This is a genomic window from Streptomyces sp. NPDC006450 (genome assembly GCF_040612195.1).
Classification (GTDB): Bacteria; Actinomycetota; Actinomycetes; order Streptomycetales; family Streptomycetaceae; genus Streptomyces.
On record NZ_JBEXPT010000003.1, the window covers coordinates 14,883 to 26,931 of the forward strand.

Sequence of the window (12,049 nt, forward strand, 5' to 3'; positions counted from 1 at the left end):
CGGGGCGGTCTCAGCGGGCCGGGGCGGGCTGCCAGCCGCTGAGCACGACGTCGAACTGCGACCGGGTCGTGTCCCAGTCCGACACGGGACCCGACATGTACACCGCGTACTCGGTGCCGTCCGGCGCGTAGTACATCTGCTCGATGGCCTGCCGGGGCCCGGTGAACGCCCCGCTCTTCTCCGTCCAGGCGAACTCCCACAGGGCGGCCTTGACCTGCCCCCGGAAGGTGTTCGGGTGCAGGGTCTGGCGCGTGTAGTCGGAGCGCTTGGCGACCTGCTTCTCCAGGTCCAGCAGGTGCGCGTACGGATCCCTGAACGTCGGCTTGCGGTCCATCGCGATCCGGATGAAGTGCTTGCCGCCGTCGCCGGTGTAGTCGATCTGCGAGCCGTCCTCCCGGCGCTTCCAGCCGTCCGGGACGAAGAGGGAGAAGCCCTGCTTGTCGACCACCTTCCTCCAGCCCGCCGGCGGAGCCTCTTCCTCCTGCGCCTTGGCGTCCACACCGCCGGACGAGGCACCGGACGAGGCACCCGCCGTCCGGCCCGGGATCCCGCCGTCCGTGTCCGAGTCGCTGGTGTACTTCAGGATCCCGAACACCCCGGCGCCGCCGAGCAGCGCCGCCACCACGGCGACGACCACCGCGCGTCCGATCCGGCCGGGGGCTCCGGCGTCCCGGCGACCCGGTCCGCGCGGTCCGCCCGGCCCGGCCTCGGAGCGGGTGGCGAGCGCCGGCTCCTGTTCCGGCTGCGGGGACCGTCCCTGGTCCGGTCCCGGCTCGCCGTTCCCGGACAGCTCGGCCGTGTCCGCCGGCTCGTTCCGGGCGGCGCCCAGCTCCTCGGAGCCCATCGCGCGCGTGGGTACGTACGCCTGCGCCGCCTTCGGCTCGCGGCCTTCCATCGCCTGCAGCAGCATCTGCTCGGCCTCGTCGGCCGAGGGCCGGTGCGCCGGATCCTTGCGCAGCAGCGCCGTGATGACCGGGGCCAGCGCGCCCGCGTGGGTCGGGGCGGGCGGCTCCTCGTTCACCACGGCCTGGAGGCTGGAGATGGGCGAGGTGCGGCGGAACGGCGAGCGGGCCTCGACGGCCGTGTACAGCGTCGCGCCGAGCGACCACAGGTCGGAGGCCGGATCGGGGGACCCGCCGGTGACCCGTTCGGGGGCCAGGTAGTCGATGGAGCCGACGAGTTCGCCGGTGCGCGTGATGGAGGAGTCGCCCTCGATCGCGGCGATGCCGAAGTCGGCGAGCATCACCCGGCCGTCCTTGGCGAGCATCACGTTGCCCGGCTTCACGTCCCGGTGCAGTACGCCGACCGCGTGCGCGGCGCGCAGCGCGCCGAGCACGTGCAGCCCGATCCGGGCCGCCTCGCGGGGTTCGATCCGGCCGGCCGTCTTCGCCGCGTCCGCGAGGGAAGGACCGTCGATGTACTCCATGACGATCCACGGCCGGTCGTCGTGTTCCAGTACGTCGTGCACGGTGACGACCGCCGGATGCTGGATCCGGGCCGCGGCCCGGGCCTCCTTCTGCGTCCGGGCGTGCAGGACGTCCCGGTCCGCCTGGGCGACGTACAGGCCTGCCGTCAGTTCCTTGACGGCGACCGTCCTGTGCAGCAGCTCATCGTGGGCGCGCCACACCTTGCCCATGCCGCCCCTGCCGATGGGCTCCACGAGCCGGTACCGGCCCGCGAGCACCGCACCCGCACCTGTCTGCTGTTCCACGAATCCCCGCCGCCGCTCTGTGCACTTCCGGTCAGACTACGGAGATCGCGGGTGGCGACGGAACCACTAGGAGGCGGTTGGGCCGCACTGTGACGCAATCGCCGTACTGATAGCTCGTCAGCCGCCGCTCCTGTAGCTGGCCGTCGCCTGCTCGAAGGTCTCGGTGACCTTGCCCTCCTGGTCCTGCGGGCCCGTGACCATGACGACGTGGTAGGTACCTCCGAGCGCGACGACGAAGTTGCGGGCCACGACGGAACGGCCGTTGCCGTCGATCCAGGTGTACCGGCCGGTGACGCGGAGCTGGTTGCCGACCTTGGTGGACCTGATGTCGCTGACGCTCGACCAGGTGGAGGAGCGGTACGGAGCCAGCTCGGGCTCCTTGTCCTTCTGGTAGGTGGCCGGGTCGGGGTTGCCCTCGACCTTGTCCCGGCCGGGGACGACGATCAGGACGAAGTCCCCCTCCGTGTAGCGGACCTGACCGGACTCGTTCATTCCGCGGCGCTCCCAGCCGTTCGGAACGTTGATCGAGAAGTGCTCGGCGTCCTGCTGGGCGGTGTACCCGGCCGGAGCGGGGGCGTTGGTCTGCGGGGCGGGCCTGGACTCGGACGGGTTCGCGGAGGGGGCCGGGGCCCGGCCGGACCCGCTCGGCTTCGGGCTCGGGCTCTGGCCGGGCCCGCGGCCCGGGCTCTGTGACGAGGTCGCGGCGGGCGGCTTCATTCCGGCGGCCTTCTGCCCGCCGCCTTGCGGATCGACGGAGCGGGGCATGAAGAACAGGGCGTAGGCCACCGCTCCCGAGAGCAGGACGAGGATCCCGAGCAACAGGGAACGCCCCAGCGAGCGCGGCTTGCGGGGGTGTTCGGCGCTGCGGTGCCGGCCGTGCAGGTCGGCTCGCCGCCGTACGACGGGCAGCCTGGCCGGGTCCTCCACCACCGGCGGCAGCATGGCGAAGCCGCCGTCGGGTTCCGGGGCGGACCGCACGAGGGAGCGCAGCCAGCCGCGGAGCTCCTCGAAGTCGGGCCGCTCGGTCGGGTCCTGGCGCAGCAGGGACTCCACGATCGGGCGCAGCGGACCGCACTCCTCGGCGAAGGCCGGGGGCTCGGCGCAGACCATCTCCACCAGCTCGGCGACGCTGTCCTCGGGGTACGGGGCATGGCCCTGCACGGCCCGGTACAGCAGTGCGCCCAGCCCCCAGAGGTCGGTGGCCGGCCCGACCGGCGCGGCCAGCTGCCACGGCCCGTGCACGGCCTGCGCCTGCTCGGGAGCCCACCGCTCGGTGACGGCCCCGACCACGGCCATCCGCGTCTGCCGGGCCCGCTCGGCATCGAGCCCGCTCCGCGGCCCGCTCCCCCACCCCGCGACGCCGCCGCCGGGGCGGGACGCCCCGTCACCGCCGCCCGCGGGCACCCCCGCGTACCCGGCGGCACCCTGCGGACCGCCCTGGCCGTACCCGGGAACCAGGGCGTGCCCGGGGGCGCCCTGCGGCCTGCCCTGGCCATGCGCGCCGGGCCCCGGAACCGCGACATGCCCGGGGGCCGCCTGCGGGCCGCCCTGGCCGTACCCACCGGACCCGGGAACCAGCGCGTGCCCGGGGGCGCCCTGCGGGCCGGCCCGGCCGGGGCCGCGGGTCCCGGAGGCCGTCGGGTACCCGGCGCCGCTCTGCGCACCACGCTGTTCGGGGCCCGCCTCCGGGTGGCCGGGCCCGGGCCGGGGCCGGCCAGCGGAGTCGGCTCCGGGCCGGGCGACCGGCTGGCCGAAGCCCGCCCGATCCCGGTGGCCCGATCCCGGCGACGGCTGCCCGGGGCCGGGCTCGTGCCGCGCCCCGGGGACCGCCCGGTGCTCGGTGCCGTCCTGGGGGTGCGCCTGGCCGCCGCCCGGCGCCGTCGGCTGCCCGGGGTGCCGGCCGTCGTCGGAGGGCCCGGGTGCGCCGCCGTCCGAGGCGTCCGCCTGCTGGTAGCCGTGCGGAAGCGCGAGTTGCGCCGGCAGCGCGGCCCGGGCCGGCGGCTCCGCTTCGGCCGGGGGCAGGGCCTGGCGGCGCGGGGTGGCTCCGTGCCAGTTCGCTCCGCTGTCCGGGCCGCCGTACGGGTACGAGTACCCCTGCGGCAGCTTCGACCCCTCCGGCCTCGGCTCCGCCTCCTGCCCCGGCGCGGGCTCCACGCCCGCCCTGCGCTGCTCGGTGATCCGCGCGGCGGCCCGGGCCCCGGCCCGGTACGCGGCGACGGCCCCGGCCCGCGCGGCGGCCTTCAGGTCGGGCCGGTCCGCGGCGCCGCCCGGGGAACCAGGGACACCGGTGGTCCCGGGGGTGACGGAAGCGGCAGAAGTGCCGGGGGCACCGGGCGTGCTCGCAGCGCCGGGGGTGCGGGACGTGCCGGAATCATCAGGACCGCTCGCGGAGCCGGGGGTTATGTGGTCCCGGTAGCGCGGCCCGGTGTCGTACCCGGGAGCCACGAGCGGCGCGTACTGCGCCGCGTTCCCACCCCCCTGGACGGCCGCACCCGCATCCGCACCGGCGTCCCACCCGGAACGCTCGGCGGACCCGCCCCCGTAGGGGTCGTCGTACCGCTCGCCGGGCTCCCCGCCCGCATGTCCACCCGACTGCCCGCCCAGCTGCCCGCCGAAGGGCCCCGCGCCGGGTCCGGTCTCCGGCCCGGCCTCCCCTTGCCCGTACCCGGCATCCGCCGCCGGCCCGCCCCAGAAGCCGCCCGGGGAACCGCCGTGTCCCCCGCCCGCCCCCGGCCCGGCCGACGCGGTGCCGCCGTACCCGTCTGCGAAACCGTCTCCGTACCCACCGCCGCCCACCGGCCGGCCCGCGGCGAACCCCGCACCGCCGGCACCCGGTTCACCGCCCGGCCAGGGCCCCGCGGAGTCGCCCGTACCGTCCCGCGTGGGGACCGGGTCGTACCCGCACAGGGCGTCCTCCGCGGCTCCCGCCGCGAGCCCGGTCAGGACGACCCGCCCGTCCTCGCAGATCAGCACCGTCCGCATGGTGATGTTCCGGTGCGTCCACCCGTGCGCGTGCAGCACCCGCAGGGCGGTCAGCACGTCGGCCGCCACCTCCGCCGCCCGGTACGGGCTCAGCGGTTCGTCGGCGATCAGTGCCGCCAGCGGTCTGGCCGGGACGAGTTCGCTCACTATCCACAGCGACCCGCCCTCCGCGAACACGTCGAAGACCTGGTCCAGCCGCGGATGGTCCGGCACGGACGCCGCCGCCTGCGCCGCCTCGATCGCCCTGCGGACGGCGGGCAGTTCACCGTGCGGTACGCGCCGGCCCCCGGCGGTGGGGGGACCGTCCCGCGTGCCGTCCAGCAGCTCCGCGTCGACGACCTCCGGCAACGGCACCTGCCGTACGAGGACTTCCTGGCCGCTGCGCGTGTCGAAGGCCCGCGTCTCGATCAGTTCGTAAGCATCCGACGGCGGAAGCGGCAGACGGTAGCGCTCGGCCAGGATCCGGCCCGCGTAGTCCTCCACATCGCCTCCCCCGAGTGCTGCGGACCCGTCCCCCAGGCCCCGCTGCCACGATACGACGCCCGAGGCGCCCGCGTCCCGGCCCTGGAGAGGCTGACCCCGAGCCCTCGGGGACGGGTATCAGCCCCGTGGCTGGAAGGTGTCGAACGCCGTGGTGCGCAGCTGCGTGCACTCCGCCGCGTCCCACTGGTCCGCGAGGCAGGTGATCATGATGGCGTAGCCGTGCTTCGCGTCGATCCTGAACCCGCGGTCGAGCACCCGGACCCGTACGCCCTTCTGGTCCCGCTCGAACTCCCAGTCCGCCACGGTCGGGTACCCGCGGTACGAGACCGGTTCGAGGCGCAGCAGCTTGTAGTTGCTGCTGCTGCTGGCCACACTCGGGGCCAGCGCCAGCCAGGCGGCGCGCGCGTCGTCCTTCGGCGAGCTGTTGAAGTCGATCTGGATGCGCGGGAAACCGCCGTCGCGGCTGTAGATGACGCCGTCGTTGTTCCCTATCACGCCGGTCTGCTTGAAGCCCTCGGGCATGACCATCGCGAAGTGGAACCCGGGGTCGTCGACCTGGGCGTAGCCGGGCGGGATCCCGGGCAGGGAGCCGCCGGGCGTGGCTCCCTGGCCGGGATTGGTCCCCGAGCCCTGTGACGTGCCCGGGTCCGGCGAACCGGCGCTTCCGCCGGACGGCTCGCCGGACTTCGGCGAGGGAGAGGGAGACGGAGAGGGCGAAGGCGGGGGCGGCGAGCCGGCCACGGGACTCGATGCGGCCGCGGAGCTGCCGCCCTTGCCGTCCTTCGTGGAACCGCCCTTCTCGTCGTCGCCGCTGACCGCGTACGCGATGACCGAGCCGATGAGGGCGAGCGCCACGACCACGCCGGCGATCGCGAGCGCGATGGTCCGGCGCGGCATGACGTCGGTGAGCGGGGCCGCCACGGGTGACGGGCGCGGCGCCGGGGACTCGGCGGCGGTCGCGGTCGTGGCGGCGGCCGCGGCCGCGGCGCTGGCTGCCGCAGCCTTGCGGGCCGACTTCAACGCCGCGCGGGCGCGCTCGCGCTGCTCGCGCTCACGGCGCTCGCGTTCCTTCTTCTCCGCCTTCTCGGCGGCCTTGGCCGCCTTGTCCTCGGCTGCCTTCTCGGCGGCGTCCCGGGCCTCGGCGAGCGATATCTGCCGGGTCTCCTCGACCTCCGGGGCGAGTACGGGAGCCGGCGGCTCGGGCGCGTCGATCACGGCGGTGAGCAGCGCCCGCGCGCGGTCGTCGTCGAGCCGGTGGGCGGGGTCCTTGACGAGGAGGCCGTAGATGACCTCGGTCAGCGGGCCGGCGTTCTTGGGCGGCTCTACGGGCTCGGTCATCACGGCGGTGAGCGTCGCGAGCGCCGACCCCTTGTCGTACGGGGGAACCCCCTCGACGGCGGCGTACAGCAGGCCGCCGAGCGACCACATGTCCGCGGGCGGGCCGGGGCGCTGACCGCGGGCCCGCTCGGGCGAGATGTACGAGGGCGCGCCGACGAGCATGCCGGTGGAGGTGACGGAGGGGTCGCCCTCGACCTGGGCGATGCCGAAGTCGGTCAGCACCACGCGGCCGTTGCCGTGGTCGGCGAGGAGCACGTTGGAGGGCTTCACGTCCCGGTGCAGGATGCCCTGGCGGTGGGCGGCACGGAGTACGTCGAGCACGGCGAGGCCGACTTCCGCGGCGCGGCGGGGGGTCAGCGGGCCGCTCTCGCGGATGAACTCCGCGAGCGAGGGGCCCTCGATGAGCTCCATGACGATCCAGGGCCGGCCGTCTTCGTCGACGACGTCGTAGACGGTCACGGCGCCGCCGCTGCGGATCCGGGCGATGGCCTTCGCCTCGCGGAGGGTGCGGGTGATGAGGCGGCGCTTCTCGTCCTCGTCGACGCCGCTGCCGAAGCGGAGTTCCTTGACGGCGACGGTCCGGCCGAGGGTCTCGTCCTGGGCGCGCCAGACGGTGCCCATGCCGCCCTTGCCGAGGATGTCACTGAGCCGGTACCGGCCGGCGAGCAGCCGGCCCTCGTCCTGAGCGCCCTCTCCCGCCTTGGCCGCGGCGGCCTTGACGGCGGCGGCGACCTCGTCGGCCTTGCTCACCGCGACGGGCTTGGCGCCCTCGCCCCCACCGTCCGTCCGCACGACGGCAGCCTTCCGCAGCTCGGTCTTCGCACCGACAGGCTTCGCATCCACCGGCTCGGCCTTCGCACCGACGGGCTTCGCATCCACCGGCTCGGCCTTCGCACCGACAGGCTTCGCATCCCCGGACCCGGCGGCCACACCGACAGGCTTCGCATCCTCCGGCTCGGCCCCGCCGGCAGCCTTCGCCGCAGCGGGCTTGCGCAGCTCCGGCTTCGACGCGGAAGCCGCGGGCTTCGCATCCTCGGGGCCGGCCGCTCCGGCTTCGGAGCCGGCATCGGCTGCGGCGTCAGCGGGGTCGGCGGGGTCGGCGGCCGAATCGCCGCCGGCCTTCGCGGTCCCCGCCGCGGCACGCTTCGCGGCTCCCGCGGCAGGCGTCTCGGCGCGAGACTTCGGGTCCGTCGGGGGTGTCGCCGGAGGCACCGGCGATCCCGTCCCGACAGACGGCTCCGGCGACTCGGTGTGCTCCGGCTTCGACATGCGTCCCCTCTGCGTTCGTGCCGCCTGCTCCGGTTGCCCTGGCAGCGGCCGGGGTGCCCGGTAACCCGCCCCGGCAGAACCCTCATTGTCCCTTACTCCGCAACGGACGGGAGCCCCGGGTCCGCGGTTCCGCCCGCGACATCGCGGAGTTACAACGGGACGATGTCCGGCGCCCCCAACCTCGCCGCGTCCGCCGTCTGGTCGTCCGGCTGGCGCTGCGATTCCCGTTCCGCCTGCACTCTCTTCTCGTAGTGTTCCACTTCCTTCTCGATCTGCTGCTCGTCCCAGCCCAGGACCGGAGCCATCAACTCCGCACACTCACGCGCCGATCGCGTCCCCCGGTCGAAGGTCTCGATCGAGATCCGCGTCCGCCTGGTCAGCACGTCGTCCAGGTGCCGCGCCCCCTCGTGCGAGGCCGCGTACACCACCTCGGCGCGGAGGTAGTCGTCGGCTCCCGTCAGCGGCTCCCCGAGCGTGGGATCCTTCGCGATCAGTGCCAGCAGTTCCTCCACCAGCGAGCCGTACCGGTTCAAAAGGTGCTCGACGCGCACCACGTGCAGTCCCGTCCGCGCGGCGATCCGTGCCCGGCCGTTCCACAGGGCCCGGTACCCCTCGGCCCCGACCAGCGGCACGTCCTCCGTCACGCACGGCGCGACCCGCTGGTCCAGCCCGTGCACCGCCTCGTCCACCGCGTCCTTGGCCATCACCCGGTACGTCGTGTACTTGCCGCCGGCGACCACCACCAGCCCCGGCACCGGGTGTGCCACCGTGTGCTCGCGCGAGAGCTTGCTCGTCGCGTCCGACTCGCCGGCCAGCAGTGGCCGCAGGCCGGCGTAGACCCCCTGGACGTCGTCCCGGGTCAGCGGGACGGCCAGCACGGAGTTCACGTGCTCCAGCAGGTAGTCGATGTCCGCGCTCGACGCCGCCGGGTGCGCCTTGTCGAGGTCCCAGTCGGTGTCCGTGGTGCCCACGATCCAGTGCCGGCCCCACGGGATGACGAAGAGCACCGACTTCTCGGTCCGCAGGATCAGCCCGGTCGAGGAGTGGATCCGGTCCTTGGGAACGACGAGGTGGATGCCCTTCGAAGCACGCACGTGGAACTGCCCGCGCTCCCCGATCAGCGCCTGGGTGTCGTCCGTCCACACCCCCGTGGCGTTCACGACCTGCTTCGCCCGGATCTCGTACTCCCCGCCGCCCTCCACATCCCGCACCCGCGCGCCGACGACCCGCTCGCCCTCCCTCAGGAAGCCGATGACCCTCGCCCGGTTGGCGCACTGCGCCCCGTACGCAGCGGCCGTCCGGACCAAGGTCGCCACGTAGCGCGCGTCGTCCATCTGGGCGTCGTAGTACTGCAGGGCGCCCACCAGCGCGTCCTTGCGCAGCGCCGGCGCGATCCGCAGGGCGCGCTTGCGGGAGAGGTGCCGGTGCGTCGGCAGTCCGCGCCCGTGGCCGCTGGAGAGCGACATGGCGTCGTACAGCGCGACGCCCGAACCGGCATAGAACCGCTCCCACCCCTTGTGCTGCAGCGGGTAGAGGAACGGCACCGGCTTCACCAGGTGCGGGGCGAGCCTCCCCAGCAGCAGGCCGCGCTCCTTGAGCGCCTCCCGCACGAGGGCGAAGTCGAGCATCTCCAGGTATCTGAGCCCACCGTGGATGAGCTTGCTGGAACGGCTGGAGGTGCCCGAAGCCCAGTCCCTCGCCTCCACCAGCCCGGTCGACAGGCCTCTGGTGACGGCGTCGAGGGCCGTACCGGCGCCCACCACACCGGCCCCGACCACCAGCACGTCCAGCTCCCGCTCGGCCATCCCGGCGAGCGCCTCGGCCCGCTGTGCGGGCCCCAGCGAGGCCCGCCCACCGCCTCCTCCCGTCCCCATCCCCGTACCCGCCCCTGCGCCCGTACCGGCCCCTGTCCCCGTCCCAGTCCCAGTCCTCACGGCTGCCTGCCTCCCGTTGACGCGGGTCGCCCCGTCCGCCCTGTGCGGTCATCCCACCGGTTATGGGTGATCCCGCTCACATCGCCCGTTCATGATTCTGACCGGCCGCATCCACATCAGCCACCGCCTGTGGATAACACGGAGGCGACCAAGACCCCTGAATACGACATATCTGTCATATATACGCCTAGTCTGACATTGCGCCAGCTTTCCTCCTCCACAGGACTTGCGCGCTCCGCCCCCTCATGCATGTCAGGGAAGGGAAGGGACGGCACCCCCATGCCCGCAGATCTCGCCGTCATCGGACTCGGCCATCTCGGCCTCCCGCTCGCCCAGGCAGCCGTGGCCGCCGGGATCGAGACGGTCGGCTACGACAGCGGTCCGGCGACGGACTCCACCCTCACCGCCGCCGAGATCCGCCGCATGTCGGCGGCCGGCTTCCGGGTCACCACCAACCCCGCCGAGCTGGGCCGGGTCCGCACGGCCGTCATCTGCGCCCCCACCCAGCTCGGCGCCGACCGCGCACTCGACCTCTCCGCGGTCGGCGAGGCCGGCCGCACGCTCGCCGCCCGGCTGCGCCCGCACACCACCGTCATCCTCGAATCGGCGGCCCACCCGGGCGTCACCGAGGAGTACCTGCGCCCGATCCTCGAATCGGGCTCACGCCTGCGCGCAGGCCGGGACTTCCACCTGGCCTACTCCCCCAGCCGCCTCGACCCCGGCAACCGCACGCACGGCATCTCCAACACCCCCAAGGTCATCGGCGGCCTCACCCCCGCCTGCACCGAGTCCGCGCACGCCTTCTACGCCCGCCTCACCGAGAAGGTGGTCCGCGCCCGCGGCCTGCGCGAGGCCGAAACGGTCCAGCTCCTCGAAACGAACTACCGGCACGTCAACATCGCCCTCATGAACGAGATGGCCGTGCTCTGCCACGACCTGGGCGTGGACCTGTGGGACGTCATCCGCTGCGCGGAGACCAAGCCGTACGGGTTCCAGGCCTTCCGCCCCGGCCCCGGAGTCGGCGGCCACGGGGTCCCCCTCGACCCCAACTACCTCCCCCACACCACCCGCACCCCGGGACACCCGCTGCGCATGGTCGGCCTGGCGCAGGAGATCAACGACCGGATGCCCCAGTACGTCATCCAGCGCAGCGCCACCCTGCTCAACGAGCACGGCAAGTCCGCGCGCGGCGCCCGCGTCCTCCTCCTGGGCGTCACCTACAAACCGGACCTCGCCGACCAGGAGGGCTCCCCGGCGCGCGAGATCGCCAGCCGCCTCCTCGACCTCGGTGCGCTGATCAGCTACCACGACCCGTACATCGCCGGATGGCGCGTCAGGGACCAGCCGGTCCCCCGTGCCGAGTCGCTGTACGAGGCCGCCGCCAACGCCGATCTGACGATCCTGCTCCAGCACCACCGCACCTACGATCTCCAAGGCCTGGCGGTCAAGGCCCAGTTGCTGCTGGACACCCGCGGCGCCAGCCCGGCGGGCGCCGCGCACCGCCTCTAGGGCACGCCCTGCCGCCCGGTCCGCCCACCCGAAACCCCTCCACGGATGTCGCAGGCTGCTGCTAGCCTGCGGCGACTTATCTCGCGCATACACCCCCACGTCAGCCGTGCGGGCCCCGTGTGCCCAAAATCCCTGGGGGGGATTTCTCCATGAGCCAGCAGTTCCAGTCGCCCGCGCCCGAGTCCGCGACGCCCACGCCCGAGGCCGTCCCGGCGCCCCCGGTCGCGGCCGGCGTCCCGGCCCAGAGCGGCGCCTCCTTCCTGGCCCCGGCCCCGGCCGCACCGGCCCGCGCGAACAACGTGGGCCTCGGCATCGTCGCCGCGGTCGTCGCGACCCTGGCCGCCGCCGCGGCGTACGGCGGCATCATGAACGCCCTCGAACGCGAGATCGGCTACGCGGCGGTCGGCGTCGGCGCCGTCGTCGGCTTCGCCGCGGGCAAGCTCGGAGGCCGCAACCCGATCCTTCCGCTCGTCAGCGCGGGCCTCTCGGTGGTCTCCGTCTTCCTCGGCGAGCTGTTCTTCTACGCACTCGTGATCGCCGGGGGCACCGGCGCCGGCCTGGGCGACGTGCTGAGCACGCTCGGCGTCTCCGGCCTGGTCGACATCTGGAAGGAGGACGCCGACATCATGAACTTCCTGTTCCTGGCCCTCGGCGCCTTCACCGGATTCAGCACCGCCAAGAAGATCGGCGACTGAGGCAGCCCCTCGCTCCGCGCTCTCCGTACCCGGACCACCGAGCCGGGTACGGAAGCGAGCCGGACCGGCCCACTCCGCGGGACCGTACGGCCGACTTCCCCTCCCGCACCCCTCCCGATCTGCCGCTC

At 74.0% G+C, this 12,049-nt stretch carries 6 protein-coding genes; 2 read left to right on the forward strand and 4 right to left on the reverse strand.

Going from position 1 to position 12,049, the window contains the following annotated elements:
• Positions 1-10: 10 nt before the first annotated feature.
• The 4 genes from ABZY57_RS01985 to ABZY57_RS02000 form a co-directional block, all read right to left on the reverse strand.
• Positions 11-1,711 carry a serine/threonine-protein kinase gene (locus ABZY57_RS01985; protein ID WP_356507195.1) on the reverse strand — a complete coding sequence of 567 codons (1,701 nt, stop codon included), beginning with the start codon at positions 1,709-1,711 and terminating at the stop codon, positions 11-13.
• Positions 1,712-1,828: 117 nt separating this feature from the next.
• Positions 1,829-5,176 (reverse strand): hypothetical protein, encoded by a 3,348-nt coding sequence (locus ABZY57_RS01990; RefSeq protein WP_356507197.1) that lies wholly within the window; start codon positions 5,174-5,176, stop codon positions 1,829-1,831.
• A gap of 117 nt (positions 5,177-5,293) precedes the next feature.
• Positions 5,294-7,783 (reverse strand): serine/threonine-protein kinase, encoded by a 2,490-nt coding sequence (locus ABZY57_RS01995; RefSeq protein ID WP_356507199.1) that lies wholly within the window; start codon positions 7,781-7,783, stop codon positions 5,294-5,296.
• 149 nt (positions 7,784-7,932) lie between these two features.
• Positions 7,933-9,657, reverse strand: coding sequence for a glycerol-3-phosphate dehydrogenase/oxidase (locus ABZY57_RS02000; RefSeq protein ID WP_356507201.1), 1,725 nt, complete (start codon positions 9,655-9,657; stop codon positions 7,933-7,935).
• Between the two features lie 339 nt (positions 9,658-9,996).
• Here ABZY57_RS02000 and ABZY57_RS02005 point away from each other — a divergent pair, with 339 nt between their 5' ends.
• Together ABZY57_RS02005 and ABZY57_RS02010 are read left to right on the forward strand one after the other, a co-directional pair.
• A complete protein-coding gene (locus ABZY57_RS02005; protein ID WP_243333440.1) occupies positions 9,997-11,226 on the forward strand; it encodes a nucleotide sugar dehydrogenase in 1,230 nt (409 codons plus the stop codon).
• A gap of 149 nt (positions 11,227-11,375) precedes the next feature.
• Positions 11,376-11,921, forward strand: a complete 546-nt coding sequence (locus ABZY57_RS02010) for a hypothetical protein (protein WP_356507204.1) — start codon at positions 11,376-11,378, stop codon at positions 11,919-11,921.
• Positions 11,922-12,049 lie beyond the last annotated feature (128 nt).